Raw genomic sequence first — 25286 nt, forward strand, 5'->3', positions numbered from 1 at the left:
GATGAAAAAACGTTTTGTGATCTCTCACAAAACGTTTTTTGCTTGGTTGTCCCGCAGGTATTTTTCTTTTTGCCTGCGAGGTAATTTTTTAAAAGCCGATTCAGCTTTCGTTGCTTCGCTGCGGGTGTCAAAGCGTTCGGCGTGGATCATCTGGACCGGTCGACGACTTTGCGGATGGGTGTATTTCGCACCTGTACCAGCATTGTGTTCCGTCAGTCGTCGGGGCAAGTCTGTCGTATATCCGCCGTAAAAAGAGTGGTCATTACAAAGTAAAACATAAAAAAATTGATCAGTTGCCATAAAGCATCTCCTGTAAGTCGGCAGAGTAGCTGCCGGATTGGTCATAAGTATATAATGGTGGAAGAAAACGCAGGCCTTCGCTTTTACCGTCCTTGATTCCTTCGATCAGCAGCGTATTGGCTTCTTTGCCCTGTTTTGGATAAACGAACTGGATTCTTTTTGGCGCGATTCGATGAGCACGCAAACAATCCACGATCTCCAGAAAACGATCGGGACGGTGGACCATTGCGAAACGGCCGTTCATTTTCAACAATTTTGCTGAAACATTGACCACATCCTCAAGAGTCGCATGAATCTCATGGCGGGCAATCGCCAGATGAGGATTGGGATTTTTAATGCTAGTCGGCAGCTCCTTAAAATAAGGCGGGTTGCAGACGACTAGATCAGCGGAATCAGGATTGAAAATGTCAAAGGTATTTTTCAAATCCAGTTCGTGCATTGTTAGCTGCTCTTCTAAGTGATTCAAAAGAATGCTGCGCTGGCCCATATCGGCTAAGCGGGGCTGGAGTTCGATCTGATCGATGGCAGCCGACGTTTTTCGACTGAGAAAAAGTCCGATCGCACCATTTCCGGCACAGAGGTCGATAATTTTACCGCGTTTCGGCACACGGGCGAAATTGGCTAAAAGAACAGCATCAACGGAAAAAGAAAAAACTTCCGAGCTTTGAATAATTTGGATGTCCTCAGCATAAAGCTGATCAATTCGTTCGCCTTTTTTTAACAATTTCTTTTGCCCCCTTAAAAAAATCATACCGTTGTATTATACTACGTTTAGTTAGTTAACTGAAAGGAAGAAAAAATGTTTTTTAAATTTATTCGCGTCATTGCCCGAACGATCTTGGCGGTCGTCAATGGTAATGCTCAATATCAAAATCAAGACAAATTACCCGAAGGAAATTATATCCTAGTTGCTCCCCATCGGACTTGGTGGGATCCAGTGTACATGGCCTTAGGAGCTTCACCAAAGCAATTTAGCTTTTTGGCAAAAGCCGAGTTGTTCAAGAATCCAATCTTGCGTTTTATCCTTGTTCATTTGAATGCTTTTCCGGTGGAACGCGATAAGCCTGGACCAAGCGTGATCAAACGTCCGGTTAAAATATTGAAGGAATCCGATAAAAGCTTGATTATGTTTCCTAGCGGAACGCGGCATTCATCAGAATTAAAGGGTGGGATGGCCTTGATCTCTCGTTTGTCGAAAAAGCCAATCGTCCCTTGTGTTTATCAAGGACCAACGAAATTCTCTCAATTATTCAAGCGAACACCGGTAATCACGCGCTTTGGTAATCCGATTGATATTTCTGATATCAAGAAAATGGACAAAGCCGGATTAGCCGAGGTTGAACGCCGTGTTCAAGGCGCGTTTGATCAGCTAGACCGTGAGATCAATCCAAACTTTAAATATGTTGCAAAAGAAAAAAAGGTGGATTAAATTCAGCAAATTTAAAATAGGCCCCGAGCTCAATAGTAGAGCTCGGGGCCTATTTTCAGCTGATTTTCACTACGGTTCTTTTAACAAGGCTGAAAATCCGGAACTTTCTGAAGCGACATCCACTTGCTAAGCAGAAAAAAATGCCGAATCATGTTATACTTTTGGGAAGGACTTAATTAGGAAAAGGGTGGATCAATGAAAGTTTTACATACTGCTGACTGGCATATCGGTAAGAAGCTGCATGGCTATGACTTGTTGCCAGATCAAGCATACATTCTTGATCAAATACTAAAAATCGCCAAAGAAGAAGCTGTGGATGCTATTGTCATCGCCGGTGATCTGTACGATCGCTCAGTGCCTTCTGAAGATAGTGTGCGGTTATTAAATCAAACGATCGCTGATTGGAATTTGACCGAACATTTTCCATTGTTCGCTATTTCTGGTAATCATGACAGTGCCACACGATTAGCGACAGGGGCGCCATGGTTCAATCAAGCGAATTTTCATTTGCATACGCGTTTGGAGGAGGCGTTTACTCCTGTAGAAATGGGGAATACTCAATTTTATCTATTGCCCTATTTTGAACCAGTCGATGCACGGATATATTTTGAAGATTCGGACTTGCGCACGATACAAGCGGCGATGCCGAAAGTGATCAAAAAAATGCAGGAAAGCTTTGATCCAATGAAAAAGCATATCTTAGTGAGTCATTTTTTTGTCGCCGGCAGCAGCAAGACAGATTCGGAAACCAAGATCGAAGTTGGCGGACTTGATGGTATCAATGGCAGCTTATTAGAAGATTTTGATTATGTAGCATTGGGCCATCTACATGGAAAAGATGCGTTGAAAATGGTGAACGCTCGATACAGCGGTTCGCCGCTAAAATATTCTTTATCGGAAAAGGATCAAACAAAAGGCGTTTGGATCGTGGATACATCAACGGCTGAGTTTTCCTTCCGTGAGCTGACCCCGCTTCATGAGATTCAGGAGCTGCAGGCTAGTTTCACGGAATTATTGGATCCAAAGTTTTATACTGAGGTCAATCGTGAAGACTATCTATCGATCTTGCTAGAGGATCGTGCGGTGATTCCTAACCTGATGAATCAATTGCGCCAAGTCTATCCGCGGATCATTCAAGTTGAACGGGCTAACGGCTTTGAGACTTCTGTCGAAACCCGTTTGAAATCAGAAAACATTAAAGAAAAATCACCTATTGCTTTAACCGAGGACTTCTTTATCGAGGTTTCGCAAAATGAATTGACCACCAAGCAAAAAACGTGGATTGAAGAAGGCTTGCACATGATCCTGAAAAAAGGAGGCGCCGAGTAATGCTTCCAAAGAAAATCATTATGGAAAATTTTGGTCCGTTTCTTCACGAAGAAGTGGACTTTGAAGAAATGTCTGAGGCACCGTTATTCCTGATCAGCGGGAAAACGGGTGCGGGGAAAACGACGATTTTTGATGCGATCACCTTTGCCTTGTATGGCGATGCCTCAGGAGGCGTACGCTCCTCCAACGAGATTCGCTCCTCCTTTGCCGAACCCACCGAAGAAACGCGCGTTCAGTTTATCTTTGAACATCAGGGGCGAAGCTATTCCATCGAACGGTGGCCGAAACAGACATTGGCCAAGAAAAACGGCAAAGGCGAGACGACAAAAAATCAGAAGGTCCAATTGAGTATTTTTGATGATGCTGGTCAAGAAGCGGAAGCCTATACGAAGGTGGATGCTGTCAATGAAGTGATTTATCAGATTCTGCACCTGCAAAAGGATCAGTTCCGCCAGATCGTGATGCTGCCGCAGGGAGAGTTTCGAACCTTTCTGAATGCCAATAGCACGGAAAAGGAAACCGTGCTGCGCAGCTTATTTGGAACCAACTTTTATCGGAATTTTACGGATGATTTGAAATTGCAGAAGATCGAGCTGGAAAAATCGGTCAGTGAATTAACCACCCGAATCGACCAGCTATTTCAACAAGTGACCGCTGAAAACGGGGCAACCTATGAGGAATCATTGAATCTTGCCCGCGAATATCTAGTAGCAGAAGAAAAAGAGCTTAAAAAAAGTCAGACCGAACTACTAGAAAAGCAAACCAAGCAAAAAGTACTTCAGCAGCAATTGCAAAAGGCACAAGATTTAGCTGAAAGTTTCCATCAAGCACGGGAAACAAACCAGCAGCTCCAGCAATTGGTAGAACGACAGCCGGAGCAGGAGGAAAAGAAGCAGCAATTAGCAAAAGCAAAAGAAATCGAAAAAATCCGTCCAGCTTATGAACGAACACAAGAACTAGAAGCGCAGCAGCTTCAACAGACGCGTGAAGCAAGTGAAAATCAACAGCGTTCAGAGGAGCTGGAGCGGCAATACTCAGACTGTCAAAAGCAGGTCGCTGAGTTTGAACAGCAAAGCACTGCTTGGCAGGCAAAAGAAAAAGAGCTTCAAAGCCTAGAAAATCTTTTACCATTAGTAAAACAAAAAGAACAACTAGTGAAGCAAAAAGCGGAATTAACAGAGAAGCAAACAACTCAGCAAACGCAATTATCACAGATTATCGAGCAAGTAAACGCGCATGAAAAAGAACAAAAAGCGCTAGAAACGAGACTAAGCACCGAAGAGACCTGGCAAAATCGTCGCTATGAAGAATTACAATTGCAACAACAAGTGGTGCAATTAGAGGATACAGCGAAAAAGATCTTTGATCAGCAGGAAGAGGAAGAAGAACAACAAATCAAATTGGCGCAGCTGGTGGAAAAATCCAGCCGCACAAGCAATCAATTAACAAGTGAGACAGCGGACTATAAAAAACTGAAAAGTCAGTGGGCTTCCGCTGAAATCGCACGCTTGAGTATGGATTTGCTGCCGGGGGAACCTTGTCCAGTCTGTGGTTCAAAGGAGCATCCGAATCCCGCTCAGCACAGCGAGCTGTCAACACATAACTTGGGGCAGCTGCAGGTGGCGCTTGAGACGCAAGAAGCGCGCATCAAGCAATTAGAATTGATTCGCGATCAAGCGGATGCTCAGTATGATGTTGCGATAAAAACCTTTGATAAATTGCAGGAAGAACGAGAAGCGGCACAAGCAGCGCAAGCACAGCGGATCAACGATCTTCAAACCATTATTAATGATTATTATCAGACAGAGATCGAAGCAGAATTATCGGAGCTTTCCGAGTTTCTCAAAGAACGTCAAAAAGAGACCGCCGATGCATTGGCTGAGCTCGCAGAAGCGAAGCAAGATCTACAAGTGATGACAGCAACGATTACGAATGATCAAGCGAAAAGAATTGAAATCGAGGCTGCGGTAAATGCTATAAAAGGTGAAATACAACTATTAGACGGTCGCTTAGCTGGTGTGGAGGAACAAACGGCGGATTGGCAGCTGCCGACATTAGAAATGCAGATTTCCGAACTAACGGAAGCACTCAAAGACTATCGTGAACGCCTGCAAGCACACCAAGCGGCTATGAAGGAACTAGAGCAGCAGCGAATTCGTTTACAGGAAAATCAAAAACTGTTGGCTAAACAGCAGCTTGAAACTGCTGAAAACGTGAAGAAATATCAAGGGCTGCTGGACAAACAACTGGTTGAAGCAGATTTGCACATTGAACAATTAACAGAAGCGCCGATTGATCTCTCATTGTTAGAAAAAGAGATCACTGATTTTGATCAACAACTTCTAGTTCTCAAAGATCGTCAAAAACGATTAGCAGAGACGATCAAGGATCAAGCGGAGCCAGAGCTGGAGCAACTACAGAATCAGACAGCAGAATGCGAAGCTGATGTAGCTGAATTTCAACAGCTGCATTACGCCAAAGAAAACCAGCTGAAGCAGCAACGTGAACTGATTGAAAAAATCGAAGCCTTGCAGGAGCAAAGCAAAGAACAGCTGGATGAATTGAGCCAAATGCTCCAGCTGTACCAAACACTAAATGGTGATAATCCACAAAAAATTAGTTTGGAACGTTATGTGCTGCAATGGTACTTAGCTGAGGTGCTACAAAGCGCCAATCAGCAGCTGAATCAATTAACCAAAGGGCGATATCGCTTTGAATTGAAGCAGGAAACAGGCCGTTCGAAAGGCAATACCGGATTAGAGATCAATGTCTATGATGACAACGCCGGAGCAACACGCAGTTCCCATACCTTATCTGGTGGTGAAAGCTTTATCGCTGCTCTATCTTTGGCATTGGGCTTGGCGGAAGTGATCCAGAATCAAGCGGGCGGCGTCGCGATTGAAGCCTTGTTTATCGATGAGGGCTTCGGCTCATTAGATGAGGAAGCGCTGGAGATGGCGATGGAAGCATTAGAAGGCATTGAGAATGCGGGGCGGATGATCGGCATTATCAGTCACGTACGAGAATTGAAAGAACGGATCCCACAACAAATCATTGTGGAAACTAGCGGGACGGGACGCAGCAGTATTCGTTACCAGCTAGAAGGATGGAGTGAAACGTAAATGAGATGGAGTATTCCAGAAAAAGTGATCGAACGCGGCAGAACCTATTTGAAAGAGGGGCGGGTCTTATCCGTTGAGGCAGATCCTGCTCGGCGTGTTTGGCATGGTGAAGTATTAGGCAGCGAACTTTATCTGGTTGATTTAGATGGCAGTGGAAAAGAAAATGATATTTGTGCTTGTCCCTATTGGGAAGAACATGGTTATTGCAAGCACACCGTCGCAGTCGAATTGTACTTGCGAGAAAAAGGGTTATCCCGGGTAATCAAACCTGAGACTGTGTTGCCGAAAAAAATGGAAAGCAGTGTTTCTTTTGCGGACCTGTTGAATCAAGGCTTCTCACGCTTGGAAAAAGAAGCTGAGCCGCTGCAATCCTTATTCGTAGAATTTGTGGTGGAGGCGATCCCGACGAATCCCTATCATCCTGAACTGGATGTGTTGGCAGTATCGTTGCGCATCGGCAGCAACCTGAACAAACGCAGCTACATCGTGAAAAACTTATACGACTTTTTACATGCGTATCAGACGGATTCAGCTTATACCGTCAATAAACAATACAAATTCCAAATCGAAGCCGGCGCTTTTGATCCAAAATGTCGTGATTTAATTGAGGATTTAGTCGGTGTTAGCGAGACCTATCAGTTATTAGGAAAAGCTGGGCTGCAAGTCAAAGGGAAATTGGACAAACGTTATCTCCTGCTGCCAGTTCATCGGATTCAAGAGCTGTTAGAGGCAATGGAGAAAACCGAAAATTTAAGCATCAAACTGGGCGATAAAACCTATTCGGAAGTTCATGAAGGACAAGAATTACCGTTATCTTTCAATTTGGAGAAACGTGGCGAAAATGACTTTGGTTTGACGATCGAGGATGGCTTTACGAACTATTACAGTAACTATTTCTTAGGTTTTGTCGAAAATTCCTACTATTTATTGACCCACGAACAACAGGATACGTATATCACCTTGAAGCAATTGATGAAACGACTAAAGGAACCAGTGATTGCTTATGAACAACGTCAGCTTTCACAATTATTTACCGATGTTTTCCCATACCTACGAAAAATCGGACGAGTGATTGTGTCAGACGATGTGGCCGAGATTATGAAGGAAGAACCTTTACGGGCGGTCGTCATATTCCGCAAGATCAAAGGCATGGTTAAGGCAGAAGCGGAGTTTCATTATGGCAATGCTTATTTCTCGACCAATGAAGCTCATCAGCCCAAGCTGCCAAATAATATTGAGATTCTCCGGGATCGAAAAAAAGAAAAACAGATTCTGGATCTATTTGACACCTATCGCTATCAAAAAATTGATACTGGCTTTGAAAAGAAGCTGCCAGTCAAAGATAATCTTTATTACTTCTTCAAAGTTGAAGTGGAAGAGTTCAGAAGATACGCGGAAGTTCGAATGGGGAAAAAACTGCGTCAGCTATTCTTAGATGGCGAAGAATTCCAACCAACGATCGAAGTTGATCAAGCAGGTTCATGGCTTGATATCAAATTCGACGTTACCGGAATCAATGATAATGAGATTGACCAAGTTCTAAATAGTCTGTTGCGGAAGGATCGTTTCTACACACTGGACAATGGAGAGGTGCTTTCTTTTGATTCGGAAGCCTTCCAACAAACCAGCGAAATGATCGGTCAATTACGGGAACGCATCAGCGCAAAAGATGGCTTGATCAGATTACCGAAGAGTCAAGGAATCATGCTGGAGCAACGCTTAAAGGATAATCCGCAGGCACAATTCAGCGAAAGCTTTACCGCGATGGTACAGGATTTGACACATCCTGACGATTATCAAGTAGCGATGCCGGATAATCTGCAAGCAACACTACGTCCGTATCAGGAAGCAGGCTTCCGTTGGTTGAAAATGCTAAGTGATTATGGCTTTGGCGGGATTTTGGCCGATGAAATGGGTCTTGGTAAAACAATTCAGGTCATCACCTTCTTATTAGCTGAAAAAGCGCAACAGCCGATCAAAGCACTGATCGTGACACCCGCAAGTTTAGTCTATAACTGGCAGGCGGAAATCAAAAAATTCGCTCCAAGCCTGAACTCTGCAGTCGTTTCAGGCAATCGCAGCGAACGCGAACAGCTGCTTGCGGACGCGGATGAGATCGTCATTACCTCTTACGCCAGCCTGCGTCAAGATATTGATTTGCATGAGGAACTAGGCTATCAATACATGATCCTAGATGAAGCACAAATGGTGAAGAATGCTTCGACTAAGACCTCTAGCGCTTTACGTAATTTGACGATTCCGCATCGCTTTGCCTTGAGCGGTACACCGATTGAAAATAATTTGGAAGAGCTGTGGTCATTATTCCAGACTGTTATGCCGGGCTTCTTCCCGCCGATTGGACGTTTTCGTCAGATGGCAGTCCCAGAGATCGCTAAGATGATTCAGCCGTTTGTTTTACGTCGTGACAAAGACACCGTGCTACAAGAACTGCCAGAACGGATTGAATCAAATGTTTTGAGCAGCTTGACTGAAGAGCAAAAGACGGTTTATCTGGCTTACTTAAAACGCATGAAGCAAGAAGTCGATCAAATGGATTCTGCGACATTCCGAAAACAACGGGTAAGCATTTTGGCTGGTTTAACTCGTCTGCGTCAGATCTGTGATGATCCACGTCTATTCATGGAAGGGTACGAAGGCGGCTCTGGCAAGCTGGATCAAGTCAAGGACCTGATTCAAGCAGCGAAGGAAAACGGTCGTCGTGTCTTGTTGTTCTCGCAATTTACCAGCATGCTTTCTATCATTGAAGAAGAGTTTGCGGAAGAAGGGATTACCAGCTTCTATTTGCGAGGCAGCACGAAAGTTTCAGATCGGCTGAAAATGGTGGATGCCTTCAACGCTGGCGAAAAGGATGTGTTCCTGATCTCATTGAAGGCCGGAGGAACTGGGTTGAACTTGACCGGCGCGGATACAGTCATTCTCTATGATCTATGGTGGAATCCTGCAGTAGAAGAACAGGCTGCCGGACGTGCTCATCGTATTGGACAGAAGAAGGTCGTTGAAGTGTGGCGGATGATTGCTGAAGGGACGATTGAGGAACGAATGAATCAGCTTCAGCAGGAAAAACGTGAACTGTTCCAAAAGGTCATTCAAGGCAATGAAGAACAAACCAATAAGCTTACCGAAGAAGATATTCGCATGATCTTGAGTTTAGGTGAGTAAGATCAAATAAAAACAGGTCCTCAGCTCAAAATGAACTGGGAGCCTGTTTTTTTAAGGATTTAATTCTGCAAACTATTTTTGATAGTAAGAGCCTCATTTAGTTCTTTGAAACTAGTGATTTCTTTGTCATAAATCGCTGTTTGGCCAGTTGGGATTTGTCGATTTTGATGATTGAACCACCAGACCGACCAGCCAGCCGCCTTGGCACCAATGACATCGTTGTCGAAGCTGTCACCGATGTATAAAAGGGATTCAGGCGCTAAGTCCAATCGTTTTTCCATCAGATGAAATATTTCTGGATCAGGCTTTTGAATTTCAACAGCATCAGAAATGATGATTTTTTCTGAAGTGATAAAACGCGTTAATTGTAAAGCATTGAGCTTATTTTGCTGACGCCTAACAGGCCCATTGGTAATTACTCCCAATGGAATTTTTTGCTGATTCAAGAAGTTCAGTGAAGCAACGATTTCTAAAGGCAAAGAAATCATCTGTAGCGCGCGATCATAAGCTGCTTGAAAGGAATCCAGCTCAGGATCGTCTGGAAGAAAGTTAAAGTCTTCCAATGCAAGGCGAATTCGTTCATAACGCATCTTTTCCAAGGTCCATTCTCCGGTGATCGATTTCATGTAATGGAGATCGCTGTAATGGCGAAAACGAATAAATAATGCATTCATCTTACTTTTTGGAAAGGCTGGAAATAGTTCACTGATTGCTGAAGCAAAGGGTGCTTGTTGTTCATATAAGGTATCATCTAAGTCAAATACGATTCCTTGAATCATTTACTCACTCCTAAATTTTGAATATACATATTATAGCAAAATTTTCTGATTTTTATTTAGGCGGAGCAAAATAGTAGCACGATTAGATAAAAGTTGTTATGTTATTCGTGCAGTAGAATAGTGAAAAAAACATAGAGATCAATCAATCAAAAATATTCCTGTAAAAAAAAATAATGATTGAAAAGACAAATGATCGCAAAAATCTAGGGACTACCTATTTTTTGATAGTCTATAAAATTTTTGGTTTCTTTTGAACATTTGAAAGCTGTATCTATTTTTAATGTGTTTTTCAAACAAAGGAATTGGTACAGAAAAATGACTAAGAGATTAAAATAAAATAACTATAAAATAATAACAAGCGTCCTTTAATTATGATCCTTTTTTAGAATAATTATAAAAATAACTTGATATACAAAGTTTTATGAATCCTTTTTTTAAATTACCAAACTTTATTTTCTCGATTTCTTTAAAAATAAAAAAATTCTTTATTTAGAATGAAATTAAAAATTTGGCCAAAATAGATTCGATATTAATACAGTTTTTCATTCTGTTATACTACTGGTTTAAATGAGGAATACGCCATTGTTTTCTCATCTTAATGAATTTGAATAGCCGTGAGGCTTCTATAACGACGATTTAAATTAAATAACACTAATATTTGCAAAAAAAAAGACAAGCAACTCTTTTTTTTGTTACCTTTTTTTTGTATAATAGAGACAGATAGAAGGAAGGCAGTATTACCTGTTACAAAAATTGAGAGTCAAGAAAAGGAGTGATATGCATGTTAACACTATATACTTCCCCTAGTTGTACATCATGTCGGAAAGCACGTGCTTGGCTACAGGAACATGAGATTCCTTATGTTGAACGAAATATCTTTTCTGAGCCATTGAACATTGATGAGTTGAAGGCCATTTTACAAATGACTGAGGATGGGACTGAAGAAATCATTTCAACCCGTTCAAAGGTTTTCCAAAAGTTGAACATGGATTTAGATGAACTGTCACTGAAGGAATTGCTAGACTTAGTAAAAGAGAACCCTGGATTGCTGCGTCGTCCGATCATGATCGATGAGAAACGTCTGCAAGTTGGTTTTAACGAAGATGAAATTCGTCGTTTCTTGCCTCGTGATGTTCGCCAATATGAATTACGTCAAGCCCAATTAATGGCTGGATTATAGAATGAATACCCCGTTCAGACGGGGTATTTTTTTTTGTCAGTTCCGCTTTTCGCAGTTCTACATTGCGTGAGGATTGATTTCAAGTTTTTTACTTTTCTATTGACCAAGATGTATAGTTGGAGCGTATGCGTACGAAGATAAAATCATTTTTCATAAATTTCAAAAAATGAATTCCTAAAACTTATAGATGCGACAGCGAATGAAGAACTTTTCTGAAGAAAACTTTTGGAAAAGTTTTTTACTGGGCTCATAAAGCTAAACAACTTCGAGTATGATGGGGTGACGGGGTTTAATGAAAACCATTGATTGCGGGGTTCTTATGAAAAGAAGGCCTTCACCTTTGTTTATAGGATTTTAATAAAATTCGTCGGCTTTCTTTACTTTTAGGCGGAATCAGTTACAATGAACATATAATCTATCTTTAAAGTGAGGTGTGCCAAGATGGAGATGGAACACATCAATGAGAATACGATCCGAGTCATTATCGAGAACGAAGATTTAGCCGAACGCGGGATTACTTTTTTAGATCTACTAGGAAATCATCGGGAGATCGAATCTTTCTTCTATAGTATCTTAGAGGAAGTCGATATCGAAGATGAGTTCAAGAGCAGCGAAGCGGTGACTTTCCAAGTTCTTCCGAAAAATGACGGATTAGAACTATTTATTAGTAAAAACCTGACGCCTGAAGACCTTAATAAAATGAATAATTCGACAGAGTTTGAATCAAGCGATTTTGATCAATTGATTCGTCAGCAAATTTTAGCCAACTCTGAAAGTCTTGAAGAAGATGATAAAGCTGATCGCTTACGGGTTTTTCAGTTGAATAGTTTTGAAGACATGATTGAATTAGCAAGCTATCACTTTTTAGATGAGGCCTGGTGTGATTTATATCTATTGAATGAGCGATACTATTTGCAGGTTTACTTTGATCCTGAGATTTTCGGCGAGTTTGGATTAGCCGATGTAATCGCGGAGATTTTAGAATATGCGCAAGATTCTTCTGTTTCAACAGAAATGTTGGAAGAGTACGGAAAACTTTTGATGCATCGGGATGCAATTGAAATTACCCGAGCTCATTTTAACTAAATAGTTCAACAGCCACCGTTCATTAATCTGACGGTGGTTTTTTCTCTGATTATATGTTGGTACAAGACGTTTAGCTGGTTGATATGCGAAACGAAAATAAGCCTCATTTTTCCGCTTTTTGGAAAAATGAACACCTTAATAAGAGCTAGCTGTCAGTTCAAGTCCGTTTTGTTTGAACATAATTATGAGCTTGAGCACTCGTTCATAGTTTTCTAAATCTTTAATTGCCGCTTTTTTAAACTAAACCAAAGTTATTCCCACCTCAGTTGCGTATCTTTTTACGAGGTGAGGAGAATGTTGTTTGCTTACACAGAGGAAAAAGAAATGATCAGTGCTTCGGAGATTGATGAGAATAAGAACTGCTTTTGCCCAGATTGTGGGGGGCGCTTGGTCCGAAAGGCTGGGAAGATCAAGATTCCCCATTTTGCTCATGTTCAAAACACAGAATGTCATGGTCTGAGTGAAGGAGAAACACCTGAACATTTGGCTCTGAAGCAACTCTTTTATCAATGGGGCAGTCGTTTTGAGAGGGACTGGCGAATCGAAGAACCATTATCAGATTTGCCGCAACGTCCAGACTTGTTGCTGGACCGGTTAGCGGTTGAAATCCAATGTTCACCGTTGAAAAGTTCTCGTCTGGAAGAGCGGATCGTTGGTTATTCTCAGAAAAATTATCAAGATTGGTGGTTGCTTGGAAAAAAGCTATGGCCCAAAGAGAAGTTCAGCCAGCTGCAAAAACAATTTTGCTCCTTTGATAAGGATCGTGGTTTGCATCTATGGTTGTTGGAAGAAAAGCAGCTTCGTTTGCTATACCATATCCATGAGATTGATGGTCTAGTATATTGTGAGGAACGGTGGACTAGCTTCTCGCAGCCATTGAAAGAAATTCTTCATTGCTCTGTTTCCAAACGCCCACCTCATCTTTTTCCTACTATTAAAAGTGTGACTGAAAGAAAGCAAACCTTGAGCCTCAAGCTGGTTCAAAGCAATGCAGGAATCCGCGATTTGCAGCATTATTTTTATCAAGAGCGGAGACACCTGTTATATTTGCCGGATTGGATGTATTTTCCCAGCCGTTACTTCTTTTTTTATCAAGAAGATCTTCTGGTCTTTCGCTATTTATTCGAAAAAGAGAGGAAGAATGCTTCGCTGATTTTCCAGAAATTTTTGGATTATCGTCAGGCGAATCAAAGAGAGTGGCTTTTTTATCGAATCGATCAGCGAGAGATTTTGGAGCGGCTTTATCTTGAAGCGATCTTTTGTCAAAGAAAGGCTAAAGTTTCATCAGCCTAGCTGCTTTTGAAAATACTTTTTTCTAAATTGTGGTAAGATTGAATGTGATTAACAGATGTTAGATCAATTATTCTAGAGAAAAATTACCTTAAAACGAGTTAGGAGTGTTTTTATGAGTGAAGCGAAACAATTGCCAAAACGCCAAGAAGTTCCTGTTGAACTGACTTGGGACTTAACGAAAATTTTTGCAGATGATGCTGCTTTTGAGGAGAAATTTCAAGACTTATCAAATGAATTAACCGAAGTCGATAAGATCAAAGGAACTCTAGGTCAGGGAGCAGCTGAATTTTTAACAGCGATCGAATATGTGTTAGATATTTATCGCAAGGCGGAAATCATTTATGTCTATGCCCATTTGAAAAATGATGAAGATACCGCAAATACAACGAATCAAGCACTTTATGCACGTGCTTCTAGCTTAATCGCCCAGGTCAGTGAAGCAGTCAGCTGGTTTGAACCGGAAATGCTGCAGCTTTCAGATCAAGAAATTTGGGCCTTTTTCGAGAATGAACCAAAGCTGGACTTATATCGTCATTTCGTAGAGCAGATTATTTCAGAAAGAGCGCATGTTTTACCAGCTGAACAGGAAGCTTTATTGGCAGGTGCTAGTGAAATATTTGGCAGCTCCGCGGACACATTCTCCGTTATGAACAATGCGGATCTAAAATTTCCAGTTGTGAAGAACGAAGAGGGTGAAGATGTCCAATTGACTCACGGTGTTTATGGACAATTATTGGAAAGTACGGATCGAACGGTTCGTGAACAAGCCTTTAAAGCGTTGTATTCTGTTTATCATCAATTCCGCAATACCTTTGCTTCGACATTGAGCACGCATATCAAAGGTCATAATTACAAAGCAAAGGTTCGCGGATATGGTTCTGCTCGTGAAGCGGCGTTAAGCGGAAATCATATTCCGGAAGATGTTTATGAAACACTGACGTTGGTAGTCAATCAATACTTGCCGTTGCTGCATCGCTATGTAGAATTGCGAAAAGAGCTACTGGGACTAGACGAGCTGCATATGTATGATCTATATACACCGCTTTTAGCTGAAGCTCCAATTAAATTTACCTACGAGGAAGCACAGGCTAAAGCCCTTGAGGCGCTAAAACCATTAGGTGAGGAATATCTAGAGGTTGTGAAAAAAGCATTCGCTGAACGTTGGATCGATGTTGTCGAAAATCAAGGCAAACGCAGTGGAGCCTATTCCTCTGGTGCCTATGATACCCAGCCGTATATTCTATTGAATTGGCATGATCGTTTGGATGAGCTTTATACCTTGGTTCATGAGATGGGACATAGTGTTCACAGCTATTTCACTCGCCATACCCAGTCATATGTTTATGGAGATTATTCGATTTTCTTAGCGGAAATTGCTTCGACGACCAATGAAAATCTGTTGACAAGTTACTTGCTGGAGACGGAAAAGGATCCAAAGATTCGCGCGTATATCATCAACCATTTCTTGGATGGGTTTAAGGGAACGATCTTCCGTCAAACACAATTTGCAGAGTTTGAACACTTTATCCATACTGAAGATGCCGCTGGAACACCATTGACCAGTGAATACCTCAGCAAGTTTTACGGGGAATTAAATGCGAAATATTATGGACCAATCGTTGTCAATGATGAAGAGATCAAAGATGAATGGTCAAGAATTCCGCATTTCTACTATAATTACTATGTTTATCAATATGCGACTGGCTTCTCAGCAGCGAGTGCATTGGCGAAACGAATCGTTGAAGCGGAACCAGATGCACTGGAAAAATACTTGGCTTACTTGAAATCAGGTAGCAGCGATTATCCGATCGAGGTCATGAAAAAAGCCGGCGTCGATATGACGCAGCCGACCTATATTGAAGACGCGATGGAAATATTTGCTCAACGCTTGGATGAACTAGAAGGATTAGTTGAAGAATTGAAGGGTTAGTCCCCTCATTAAATAGTTGAACGACCAACTGCTATCATCATAACGATAGTCAGCTGGTCGTTCTTTTTTGATCGTTGCGGACGTATAATCAGTTATTAATCATTCAATTATGTAATCACAAAAGAGCGAGTCATTCTTCACATTAAGTTAATAAAACATTTATTTTTATTAAAGTTTGATACTCTATAACTTTTTTTCAAAACTGACTGATGAAAATATAAAGTCTTCCATATGTGCATAGGACGGGGATTTGTTTTAGAAATCTTAATAATTTGGTCCCTAATATTCAAATAATTGAAAGAAATTTTACAATTGGAATTTCTCTTTTGATTATTATTATGCGAGAATTAGCATAAGTAGAGGGGGTGGATTCATAATGAGCAAACCGAACAAAAGAGACAAAATTGACTTGCTGTTAAAATTATCAATTGCTGTTATGTTTATTGTAGGTTTTCTAATTTTTATGTATCCATTCGTCGTTGATTCGATCAACAATTATATTGATCAGCAGCGCCTTGAAGAAGTTCAAGATAAGATGGAAGCTCGGTCAGAGGCGGAAAAGAAAAAACAACTGGCGAAGCTTGAAAAAGAAAATAAAAAATTGAAGACGATCATTCCAGGTGCCGGAAGCTTCGATGATCCATTTGAAACCTCTCTTCAGGGAACGAAGAGTCCCAAAAAAGAATACTTTGAAAAGCACATGATCGGTGCGGTCTTCATCCCTAAAATAAAGGTTAGTTTGCCAGTCTATGACGAGACAAATGATTTTTTGCTGGATAAGGGTGCGACTGTTTTACAGGGAACTTCATTTCCAGTGGGTGGAAAAGGGACCCATTCGGTAATCACGGGACATACCGGCTTACCGGAAAAGAAGCTTTTTACCGATTTGGACCAAATGAAAAAGAAGGACAAATTTTTCTTACATATAGAAGGGAAAAAATTAGCTTATCAGGTTGATCGAATCAAGATCGTTAAGCCTGATAAATTTGATGCGCTTAAAATCGAATTGGATCGTGATCAAGTTACATTGTTAACTTGTACTCCTTATGGGGTCAATAGTCATCGTTTATTAGTTACCGGACATCGAGTCGCTTATCCAGTCGAGGCGGCGAAGAAAATCAAAGAGACCGAAAAATACCATCGCCGACGTGTTTATTATTTAATTGCCGGCTGCGCCTTCTTCTCTATCATTTTCGCTTACTTTGTCTGGCGCAAGATCATCCTTTATCAATCGAAGAAACGCAACTATACATTTGTCTTTTATTTATACGAGAATGGGGAACCATTACCGGGTGTTCGGGCACTGCTTACTCAGAAGAAGGATGTTGTTCGATTTGATGGCAAACTTGTTCATACAGTCAGCGATGCATTCGGAAGGATCGAATTCAGAGACATTCCAGGCGGTGTCTATCGTGTAGAAACGGAAAACGGCTTGAGCGTCAAAGGAAAAGTCTGGCGGCTGAAGAATAAGAAATTTAAGATCCTGAATCGCCGTGGATACAAGAATATTAAACAAAAAATCAAACATTATATTATTGAAAGTAAGAAGGTGAGCTAGTGTGAAGAGATCACCTAAGCCTAAAAGCGCCAAAAGACAGATGCTCAGCAAAATTTTCATGATCTTAGTCTTCTTGGTTGGGGTACTCGTCATGATGTATCCTTTCTATATCAATGCGTTGAACGATTTCATCGACCAGAAGCGGATGGAAGAAGTTCAGCAGCAAAACAAGGAACAGAACAAAGAGCAGGTACGTGAAGCCAAAGAACGGATGAAAAAGCGAAATGAAGAGCTGAAAAAAAATGGTCTCGTACCTAAAGCACCGAAGTTTACAAATGATAATGAACGGAAAATTGTGAGCGATGACTATATCCGCAAGCATTTGATTGGTGCGATCAGTATTCCAACCATCGAGATCACCTTGCCTCTCTTTGATACCACCAATGAAAAGTTGCTGCAGGAAGGGGCGACTGTTTTACAAGGGACCTCTTTTCCGACAGGCGGGATGGATACCCATTCTGTTATTTCGGCTCACAGCGGGCTGCCTGAGAAAAAGCTTTTTACGGATCTGGAGGATGTGAAAAAGGGCGAGATCTTTGTCATTACGCTGTTTGAAGAGAAGCTGGCTTATGAAGTAGATAAGATTGATATTGTAGAACCAAAAGACACTTCAGTAATCAATATCGAACCCGGGCGCGACATCGTGACGCTGTTGACCTGTACGCCGTATATGATTAACAGTCATCGACTATTAGTGACTGGTCACCGAGTACCTTATACAGAGAAGATGGCGAAAGCTATTGAAAAAGCGGATGATGCACGGAAGCTGAAGCAGATATTGATCTTGGTCGGTATCGGATTGGCTATCCTATTACTCCTTTTTGGAATCTATCGTGCGATCCATGTGTATCTGTTGAGAAAACGGCTGTTCAATTTGAACCTACTGCGTACAGATGCTGAAGGAAATGTGTTGGCGGGGCATGAGTTTGCTATGTACACGAAAAACGGCAAACGACCCGTTCAAAGACATGGTATTCCGCTGATGGCAACCACGGATGAAGCAGGGCGTGCGCGGTTCGAAAAAATTCCAGGTGGCGTCTATTGCATCAAGGATAGTGAGGATGTAGGATTCAATGTCGGAATCAAGAAGCTGCGGCAAGACAAAATTAGTCTGTATTTGAAGAAAGAGCAGAGGAGTTATATCTTTACTAAAGATAATGTAGTTCAGATAAAAAAATAAGTTCATTGCCACTCGGCAATGAACTTTTTTAGATTAATGATAAATGATTGTCCATATCAGATTGTCTGATAGATGTATTTTTACTTTGTGATTCTAAAAAGGCTATCAATGATTCCTTCGTATTATATGTATTCAAGATATGATGGATCGTGTCGCAGCCTTCAATACGAATACCTGCGTCGCAATCTTTGCCGTAATTATAGATTACAGCGGAAGGGTGCGAAGTAATCTCCATATCATGTGCGATCTGCTGGTCGCTCAAGAATGCTTCCTGTACAAAAGCCGAATGCCGGTCTTCCAAAAACATTTCCAAGTCACCGCCAACTTTAGTAAACAGCTGGATCGCTAATTTTTTAGAATAAGGCTGCTTCTGCTCACCGACTGTTTTTTGCAGCTCGACTAAAAAGTCCCGTCCACGTTTTTTTCCTTGAAGCTGAGCTGCTTTGACATCAAGTGCTGCGGAATGAATCTCCTGAGATAACTCGGTTCGCAATTGCGTGTCCTTCTCGGAAGCACCGATGCGCTGCATAAATTCCGAGACTGTTTTCAAATTCATGATGGGTATCAAACGTAATTGAATTTTCATGTCATATTCTTGAATCAAATCGATAATTCGCCGTTCGATCGATAAACATTTTTTTCCGATCGGATTCACAAACAAATAAATCTCAATCACAAAAGTCCCTCCATTTCTTTATTCAGCTCTTGCTGGGCGGCTACAGCACGAACAATTTTATTTTGTGTTTTACGGTAAGGTAGATCAAACTTAGCCAGTAGCTGTATGAACGCTGTCTCATCAAAATGAGAGTTGGGCACTTCCAATTCCAATTCGAAATCGTGATGTTCGCTATACCAGCTTTCATCCAAAGCCAGTTTTCCTTCAGATATCATAAATTCTGCCCGCTTTGTGACTAGTTTCCCAATCAAGTGCAAGTCGGATAATGAGACGGTTAACGTTTTAAGCCGTTCCAAAATCTCAGCGGCTTGCTGGGCAAATCGATCTTTAGATAAAGCTTCATCTACTTCATTTAAAGTTAAGGGATCGGTGACTTCTAACAATCCGATGGTCTGAGGGATCTTCAATGTCGCCTCTGCTTTATCAGCGAAACGGCGAATCCTTAGCCCCATGCCATGTTGCTTCAATTGGAAATCAGCCGTATCAAAGTAAAGATTGGTTTGTGTTACAAATTGTTCATCTGAAACATTGTAGTAATGTAACAGTGTTCCGTACTCACTTTGTGTCAACATACTCTTGAATTCGATTTCAATTTCTTTGCTCAATCCTATTTTACCTCTGATCCTAGAAAATTCCTAACATAAGATATCCTCACATATAATAACCTATATAGTCAAACAATTAGAACGAATTCCATGAAAATGTTAGTATTTTGTAATATTTGATAAGGGACAAAAATGTGGCAATTCTTTCTATTGAAAGTTTATGATAAGATAAGTAAGGAATGGAAAAAGAAGCGAGGGATATGGAATGGAGAGAGACTGGGATACATTTCTTGCGCCTTATGAATTGGCAGTAGCTGAATTAAAAATTAAATTACGCGGATTACGCAAACAATACCGCACGAGCGGAGATCATGTGCCGATCGAATTCGTAACAGGACGCGTCAAGCCGGTTGAAAGTATTCTCAATAAGTCAGAGTTGCGGGGAATTTCGTTGGATCATTTAGAAGAAGAAATGTCTGACATGGCTGGCATGCGTATCATGTGTCAGTTTGTAGAGGATATTCCTTTAGTCGTAGAAATTTTGCGCAGACGAAATGACATGAAGATCATTCAAGAACGGGATTATATCACGAATCGTAAGGCTAGCGGATATCGTTCCTATCATTTGGTAATCGAATATCCGGTGCAGATGCTGGAAGGTGAGAAAAAACTACTGGCAGAGATTCAAATCAGAACACTTTCAATGAACTTTTGGGCGACGATCGAGCATTCGATGAATTACAAATATAAAGGACAAATTCCCGAAGATATTCAAGAAAGACTATTTCGTGCGGCCGAAGCAGCTTACCAATTAGATGAAGAAATGTCTAGTATACGCGGTGAAATTCAAGAAGCGCAGCATGTATTTAATCGCAAGGAACAGAAAAAGGAAGTGAAAAAGCATGGGGCTACGGATCGGAATCATCCATAATCAAGAAGAAAAATCAATTCGAGTATTGCAGCGTCTCAGAGGATTATTAGCAGAAAAGGATGATTTGGAAATCGTGGAGCGCGACCCGGAATTAGTGATCACTATCGGTGGTGACGGGACATTATTGTCAGCGTTCCATCGCTACAATCATCGACTAGATGAAGTACGTTTTCTAGGCGTACATACGGGGCACCTTGGTTTTTATACGGATTGGCGAGATTACGAACTGCCTGAACTGGTCAATAGTTTAAGTGCTGAACAAGGAAAAAGCGTCAGCTATCCGCTGTTGGATATTCTTTTGACCACAACAGATGGGGAGCAGAAACACTTTTTAGCGCTGAACGAATCCACGATCCGAAAGGGCAGTCGTACGATGGTTGCGGATGTCTACATTAAAGAAGAATTATTTGAGCGGTTTCGGGGTGATGGGTTAGCGATCTCTACTCCGACCGGATCGACTGCGTATAATAAGAGTGTTGGCGGCGCGGTGGTGCATCCCAGCATCAATGCGATGCAATTATCAGAGATTGCTTCACTGAATAACCGTGTTTTCAGAACACTAGGCTCACCAAGTATTATTGGCTCTCATGAGTGGATCGAGGTTCGGTTGAAAAGCAATGAGCAGCATCTGATTACCATTGATCAGTTAGATATTAATAGTAAAGATATTACATCGATCAAATACAAAATCGCTGATGAACGGATTCATTTCGCTTCGTATCGGCATATGCACTTCTGGCATCGGGTAAAAGATGCCTTTATTCGAGAGGATTAATTTTGTGGAATTTAAATGGACTTATCAAGAGCCGACCAGCTCGCTTGTACGGACTTTTCTAAAGCGTCAAGGAATCTCAAAGAAACTGCTGGCGAAAATTAAATTTCAAGGCGGAAAAATTTTAGTGAACGAGACAGAGCAAAACGTCTTGTTTTCTTTAAATACCCATGATATTGTAACTGTTGTGATTCCAGACGAGGAACCCCATGAAACATTGTTAGCAGATGATGCTCCAATCGAGATTGTTTTCGAGGACGAGCACCTTTTAGTTGTAAATAAACCAGCGGGAATCGCCTCGATTCCGGCGCAGTATCATCCGCGGGGAACGATGGCGAATCGAGTTAAGGCCTATTATGTGGCACAAGGCTACGCGGACCAGGTGGTGCATGTCGTTACCCGCTTGGATCGCGATACTTCCGGCCTGATGCTCTTTGCAAAGCACGGCTTCGCCCATGCAAAATTGGATCAAAGCCTGCAGCAAAAGCTGTTTGTCAAAAAATATCAAGCTTTGATTTCCGGAGAAGTAGAGACTTTGCAGGACCACGGGAATATTTCTTTACCAATCGGGCGCGACCTGTCTTCCTTGTTGAAGCGGCAAGTCATCGAAACCGGACAGAAAGCCGAGACAGAATACTGGCTGAAAAAGCGAAATCAGATTTGTGCGTTAGTCGATGTCCAATTACATACCGGACGAACCCATCAAATTCGGGTACATTTTTCAGCAATCGGTTGTCCATTATTGGGTGACGAACTTTATGAAGGCGCAATGGATCTAGGAATTGAGCGGCAGGCATTGCATTGCTATTCCTTATCATTCCCTCATCCTTTCAGTAATGAGCGTCTATCCTTCGAACTGCCGCTAGCCAATGATATGGCGAAGATAGCTGAAATGATTTAAAGAGTGAGTCTATGAGAATTTGCATGAATTAGAATAGTATTCGTGCCGAGAATCAAACTATTTTTTTCTTTGGGAAAAATAGTACATTATCAAGAAGTAGGTTGCCAGTTCTACTTTTCGCAGTAAAAAAACAAGCGAGCAGATATCTAGATATTTAATTAGTAATTATTTCGTGCTGTTTAGCAGAATGGTATCCGGGTCGAAAATAAGATTAATTTTTTCCTTGAAAAAATTAATACATTAACGTGAAGTAGGTGAGATTGATGGATGAAAACCAAGAGGAGCTAGAAGTACATTTCCAACAATTACGGGAGGAACTGGATCAGAATGATATACAGGCGTTTCGTGATCATTTTTTGGACTTGCATTTCTATGATCAGGGGCAATTTTATCAATCTTTGAATCAAGAAGAGCGGCAGCTCGTTTATTCTTATCTATCACCAAAAGAATTGGCAGATATGTTTGACGTTATTGAAGAAGACGATGAGCATATGGATGAATATCTAAATGAGATGCGTCCGCAATATGCTGCTGATATGTTATCCGAGATGTATACGGATAACGCGGTGGATTTACTAAATGAGTTGGATAAGAAGCCGGTGGCGAAGTACTTGAGTCTGATGGATTCTGAACACGCCAATGAGATTCGCGAACTGCTTCATTATGAAGATGATACGGCTGGATCGTTGATGACGACCGAGTATGTTTCGCTCGTTGCGAATCAAACGATGCGTTCAGCCATGTATGTTTTGAAAAAAGAGGCCCAAATTGCCGAGACAATCTATTATACTTATGTAGTAAACGATGACAATCAATTGGTTGGCGTAATCTCGCTGCGTGATTTAATCATTAATGATGATGATGCGATGGTCTCTGATGTGATGAGTGAACGGGTGATTTCTGTTCATGTAGGGGATGACCAAGAAGATGTCGCCCAAACGTTCCGTGATTATGACTTCTTGGCATTACCAGTAACAGATTATGATGACCATTTGTTGGGAATCGTGACGGTCGATGATATCATTGACGTAATCGATGATGAAGCAGCTAGCGACTACTCTGGTTTAGCCGGGGTCAATGTTGAAGAAGTCGATGAAAATCCTGTCAAAGCAGCTTCACGTCGTTTGCCTTGGCTGATCACTTTGCTGTTTCTTGGTATGACGACAGCGACGTTGATCAATCATTACGAAGCACTCGTCAGTAAAGCAAGTATCTTAGCGGTATTTATTTCTTTGATTACAGGTACTGCGGGAAATGCCGGCACGCAATCATTGGCCGTTGCTGTTCGACGGTTAGCGATTTCTGACGATAACGATAAGAGCTTCGGCAAGCTGATCATTGGTGAAATCTTAACGGGGCTAGTAACAGGTCTGGTGACGGGCGTAACCATCTTCATTATCGTGGGTATTTGGAAACATAATTTTGTTTTAGGTTTTGTGATCGGAACTGCGATGATGGCGGCGATCACTGTGGCGAATTTAGCGGGAAGTTTGATACCGATGGTGATGGAAAGAATCGGTTTTGATCCGGCAGTTGCCAGCGGGCCCTTCATTACTACCTTGAGTGATCTGACCAGTGTATTGATTTATTTCAATATCGCTAGTCTCTTTATGGATCGCTTCATCGGGTAATAAACAATTGAGTAGGAAAAGACATATGCTGAAAGTAGTGAGAAAATTTTGAAAAAAGCTTATGCCATTATTATCCGTAACGGATTGATTCTATTAGTCCGACGGCCGGGGATGCCTGTTTGGGATTTGCCTGGGGGCGACCTTCTGCCGAATGAAAATGAACGCGAGGGAATCCGACGTTTGATTAAGGAGCAGCTTTCCTTCGACAATAGAATCGAAGATTTAATCGGGATTTATACGAAAGAGTTTCGCGATGAGATCACCTATGTTTATAAGGTTCAAGAAATGGTCTCGCAAAGTAGAATGGAGTCGCAGGATTATGTGGCCTTCAATTTCTTTGATCTCCACAATCTGCCATTGAATGTTTATCCTGAACGGCATCGTCAGATCAGAGATTATAAGACGGGAAGATACCCTGTACGTCTACGCTTTAAAACGAATAAATGGGTGTTCAAGTTCACTAATTTTATCAAAGAAAAAAGAAAATGATCCGTATGCTGTCATACGAGTCATTTTCTTTTTTCGTTTAGGCTGGCATATCGACGAACGAGATAGTCACAGAAAAACTCTAATGGGTAGTTGCCGATCTGCACATAATTAGTGCTTGTCACATTGAAAACCTGATCAAAGAGATTCGTGATCAGATTCTGGGTATGTTGAGTGATCAGGATTGAATAAGCAGGACAGTTACTGATTTTTGTGATCAGCTCGACATGACTATTCAAAATCGATCCATAGGAGGAAAGAACAAGAATCACGCTGTTCTCGTCTGCTTGCTTGATCGCCTGCTTTTGCAGCTCTTCTGTTTCGGGAACATTGGTCAGTTTATTTGATGCGATGAAAGCAGTCTGCATATTTCGTGCAAGCTCTAACGTAGTAGTATAGCCAATAAAAATCACCTTGTCCGCCTGCTGGATTTTTTCGAGCAGTTTATCGACCGCGGGATAATCAATCGTTTTGAGAATATCCTGCAAAGCGAGTGTGATTTCCGTGGCGTAGTCTGCTAAAAAGGCGTCGGGGCGATCTTGTAATTGTCGGAAGTCGGACTCCTTCATTCGCAACGAATTGTAGCTTTTCATTTGCTCGTTGGTGTTTAGCAGTTCTCGCAAACTAGAAAAAGAGGGAATATTGAATGCTTGGCAAAAACGCGTCAAGGTAGCAGGTGAGACAAAGCAGCGTTCGGCAATTTGCGAGATTGTCAGCTTCTGGATTTCCTTTTGGTGAGTAAGCAGATAGGTAATGATTTTTGCATAGGTTTTATCAGGATCGTGTCTATTTAAATAATTGAAAAAGTCAAAGATAGTGGACATATGAATGCTCCTTTAGAAAAATATTGTGGTAGTTCATTTTCGGGTTTGCGAAAATGAAAAGCAAAAAAGAAAATGGCAACACAAAAGCGAAATTGGCGTCGCACTGCTTTATGCTACACTAAATGAGTAATGATAATTATACACTATTCGTTCA

21 protein-coding genes are annotated in these 25286 nt (G+C 41.4%); 15 read left to right on the plus strand and 6 right to left on the minus strand.

What is annotated here, in order from left to right; all coding sequences use genetic code 11:
- Window positions 1–24: 24 nt before the first annotated feature.
- A complete protein-coding gene (locus AC4J95_RS06650; protein ID WP_494549165.1) occupies window positions 25–300 on the minus strand; it encodes a GIY-YIG nuclease family protein in 276 nt (91 codons plus the stop codon).
- Window positions 290–1024: a tRNA1(Val) (adenine(37)-N6)-methyltransferase gene (locus AC4J95_RS06655; RefSeq protein ID WP_494549166.1), complete on the minus strand. Its 735-nt coding sequence runs from the start codon at window positions 1022–1024 to the stop codon at window positions 290–292. Before AC4J95_RS06655 ends, AC4J95_RS06650 begins: the two co-directional genes overlap by 11 nt.
- A 75-nt stretch (window positions 1025–1099) precedes the next feature.
- Between AC4J95_RS06655 and AC4J95_RS06660 the strand changes: the two genes are divergently transcribed.
- From AC4J95_RS06660 to AC4J95_RS06675, 4 genes are all read left to right on the plus strand, one after another.
- The gene (locus AC4J95_RS06660; protein ID WP_494549167.1) at window positions 1100–1729 is read left to right on the plus strand and encodes a lysophospholipid acyltransferase family protein; all 630 of its coding nucleotides are present in this window, start codon (window positions 1100–1102) and stop codon (window positions 1727–1729) included.
- A 195-nt stretch (window positions 1730–1924) separates the two neighbouring features.
- Entirely contained in the window at window positions 1925–3058 is a 1134-nt protein-coding gene (locus AC4J95_RS06665) for an exonuclease SbcCD subunit D (protein ID WP_494549168.1), read from the plus strand.
- The gene (locus tag AC4J95_RS06670) at window positions 3058–6180 is read left to right on the plus strand and encodes an AAA family ATPase (RefSeq protein ID WP_494549169.1); all 3123 of its coding nucleotides are present in this window, start codon (window positions 3058–3060) and stop codon (window positions 6178–6180) included. The genes AC4J95_RS06665 and AC4J95_RS06670 overlap by 1 nt, the downstream gene beginning before the upstream one ends.
- Window positions 6181–9360, plus strand: a complete 3180-nt coding sequence (locus tag AC4J95_RS06675) for an SNF2 helicase associated domain-containing protein (RefSeq protein ID WP_494549170.1) — start codon at window positions 6181–6183, stop codon at window positions 9358–9360.
- A 59-nt stretch (window positions 9361–9419) separates the two neighbouring features.
- Here AC4J95_RS06675 and AC4J95_RS06680 read toward each other — a convergent pair whose 3' ends face one another.
- Window positions 9420–10139 (minus strand): HAD family hydrolase, encoded by a 720-nt coding sequence (locus AC4J95_RS06680; protein WP_494549171.1) that lies wholly within the window; start codon window positions 10137–10139, stop codon window positions 9420–9422.
- 781 nt (window positions 10140–10920) lie between these two features.
- Here AC4J95_RS06680 and spxA point away from each other — a divergent pair.
- From spxA to AC4J95_RS06710, 6 genes are all read left to right on the plus strand, one after another.
- Entirely contained in the window at window positions 10921–11319 is a 399-nt protein-coding gene (gene spxA / locus AC4J95_RS06685) for a transcriptional regulator SpxA (protein WP_010739854.1), read from the plus strand.
- A gap of 441 nt (window positions 11320–11760) precedes the next feature.
- Complete coding sequence (locus AC4J95_RS06690; RefSeq protein WP_316402498.1) at window positions 11761–12405, plus strand: adaptor protein MecA; 645 nt, start codon at window positions 11761–11763, stop codon at window positions 12403–12405.
- Window positions 12406–12699: 294 nt separating this feature from the next.
- The gene (locus AC4J95_RS06695; RefSeq protein WP_494549172.1) at window positions 12700–13698 is read left to right on the plus strand and encodes a competence protein CoiA; all 999 of its coding nucleotides are present in this window, start codon (window positions 12700–12702) and stop codon (window positions 13696–13698) included.
- A gap of 112 nt (window positions 13699–13810) precedes the next feature.
- Window positions 13811–15628, plus strand: a complete 1818-nt coding sequence (pepF, locus tag AC4J95_RS06700) for an oligoendopeptidase F (protein ID WP_494549173.1) — start codon at window positions 13811–13813, stop codon at window positions 15626–15628.
- A gap of 376 nt (window positions 15629–16004) precedes the next feature.
- Window positions 16005–17186 carry a class C sortase gene (locus tag AC4J95_RS06705; protein WP_494549174.1) on the plus strand — a complete coding sequence of 394 codons (1182 nt, stop codon included), beginning with the start codon at window positions 16005–16007 and terminating at the stop codon, window positions 17184–17186.
- Window position 17187: 1 nt separating this feature from the next.
- Complete coding sequence (locus AC4J95_RS06710) at window positions 17188–18366, plus strand: class C sortase (protein WP_494549175.1); 1179 nt, start codon at window positions 17188–17190, stop codon at window positions 18364–18366.
- A gap of 28 nt (window positions 18367–18394) precedes the next feature.
- Here AC4J95_RS06710 and AC4J95_RS06715 read toward each other — a convergent pair whose 3' ends face one another.
- Together AC4J95_RS06715 and AC4J95_RS06720 are read right to left on the minus strand one after the other, a co-directional pair.
- Complete coding sequence (locus AC4J95_RS06715; RefSeq protein WP_494549176.1) at window positions 18395–19042, minus strand: DsbA family protein; 648 nt, start codon at window positions 19040–19042, stop codon at window positions 18395–18397.
- Window positions 19039–19647 carry a CYTH domain-containing protein gene (locus AC4J95_RS06720; protein ID WP_494549177.1) on the minus strand — a complete coding sequence of 203 codons (609 nt, stop codon included), beginning with the start codon at window positions 19645–19647 and terminating at the stop codon, window positions 19039–19041. The genes AC4J95_RS06715 and AC4J95_RS06720 overlap by 4 nt, the downstream gene beginning before the upstream one ends.
- 205 nt (window positions 19648–19852) lie before the next feature.
- Here AC4J95_RS06720 and yjbM point away from each other — a divergent pair, with 205 nt between their 5' ends.
- From yjbM to AC4J95_RS06745, 5 genes are all read left to right on the plus strand, one after another.
- Window positions 19853–20518, plus strand: coding sequence for a GTP diphosphokinase (gene yjbM, locus AC4J95_RS06725; protein WP_494549178.1), 666 nt, complete (start codon window positions 19853–19855; stop codon window positions 20516–20518).
- Entirely contained in the window at window positions 20490–21293 is an 804-nt protein-coding gene (locus tag AC4J95_RS06730) for an NAD kinase (RefSeq protein ID WP_494549179.1), read from the plus strand. The genes yjbM and AC4J95_RS06730 overlap by 29 nt, the downstream gene beginning before the upstream one ends.
- Before the next feature lie 4 nt (window positions 21294–21297).
- Window positions 21298–22191, plus strand: a complete 894-nt coding sequence (locus AC4J95_RS06735) for an RluA family pseudouridine synthase (RefSeq protein WP_494549180.1) — start codon at window positions 21298–21300, stop codon at window positions 22189–22191.
- Window positions 22192–22454: 263 nt separating this feature from the next.
- Complete coding sequence (gene mgtE / locus AC4J95_RS06740) at window positions 22455–23822, plus strand: magnesium transporter (protein ID WP_494549181.1); 1368 nt, start codon at window positions 22455–22457, stop codon at window positions 23820–23822.
- Between the two features lie 48 nt (window positions 23823–23870).
- Entirely contained in the window at window positions 23871–24311 is a 441-nt protein-coding gene (locus tag AC4J95_RS06745; protein ID WP_494549182.1) for an NUDIX hydrolase, read from the plus strand.
- Between the two features lie 20 nt (window positions 24312–24331).
- On the opposite strand, the gene AC4J95_RS06750 is transcribed toward AC4J95_RS06745, so the two are convergent.
- Complete coding sequence (locus AC4J95_RS06750) at window positions 24332–25132, minus strand: MurR/RpiR family transcriptional regulator (protein ID WP_494549183.1); 801 nt, start codon at window positions 25130–25132, stop codon at window positions 24332–24334.
- Between the last annotated feature and the right edge of the window lie 154 nt (window positions 25133–25286).

The organism is Enterococcus sp. GPZ-007 (assembly GCF_059374735.1).

Bases quoted from the DNA above. Each gene is read 5' to 3' on its own strand.
- AC4J95_RS06660 (WP_494549167.1), top strand. From the start codon at position 1,100: ATGTTTTTTAAATTTATTCGCGTCATTGCCCGAACGATCTTGGCGGTC.
- mgtE (WP_494549181.1), top strand. From the start codon at position 22,455: ATGGATGAAAACCAAGAGGAGCTAGAAGTACATTTCCAACAATTACGG.
- AC4J95_RS06695 (WP_494549172.1), top strand. From the start codon at position 12,700: ATGTTGTTTGCTTACACAGAGGAAAAAGAAATGATCAGTGCTTCGGAG.
- AC4J95_RS06670 (WP_494549169.1), top strand. From the start codon at position 3,058: ATGCTTCCAAAGAAAATCATTATGGAAAATTTTGGTCCGTTTCTTCAC.
- AC4J95_RS06690 (WP_316402498.1), top strand. From the start codon at position 11,761: ATGGAGATGGAACACATCAATGAGAATACGATCCGAGTCATTATCGAG.
- pepF (WP_494549173.1), top strand. From the start codon at position 13,811: ATGAGTGAAGCGAAACAATTGCCAAAACGCCAAGAAGTTCCTGTTGAA.
- AC4J95_RS06680 (WP_494549171.1), bottom strand. From the start codon at position 10,139: ATGATTCAAGGAATCGTATTTGACTTAGATGATACCTTATATGAACAA.
- AC4J95_RS06750 (WP_494549183.1), bottom strand. From the start codon at position 25,132: ATGTCCACTATCTTTGACTTTTTCAATTATTTAAATAGACACGATCCT.
- spxA (WP_010739854.1), top strand. From the start codon at position 10,921: ATGTTAACACTATATACTTCCCCTAGTTGTACATCATGTCGGAAAGCA.
- AC4J95_RS06650 (WP_494549165.1), bottom strand. From the start codon at position 300: ATGGCAACTGATCAATTTTTTTATGTTTTACTTTGTAATGACCACTCT.
- yjbM (WP_494549178.1), top strand. From the start codon at position 19,853: ATGGAGAGAGACTGGGATACATTTCTTGCGCCTTATGAATTGGCAGTA.
- AC4J95_RS06675 (WP_494549170.1), top strand. From the start codon at position 6,181: ATGAGATGGAGTATTCCAGAAAAAGTGATCGAACGCGGCAGAACCTAT.
- AC4J95_RS06705 (WP_494549174.1), top strand. From the start codon at position 16,005: ATGAGCAAACCGAACAAAAGAGACAAAATTGACTTGCTGTTAAAATTA.
- AC4J95_RS06730 (WP_494549179.1), top strand. From the start codon at position 20,490: ATGGGGCTACGGATCGGAATCATCCATAATCAAGAAGAAAAATCAATT.
- AC4J95_RS06665 (WP_494549168.1), top strand. From the start codon at position 1,925: ATGAAAGTTTTACATACTGCTGACTGGCATATCGGTAAGAAGCTGCAT.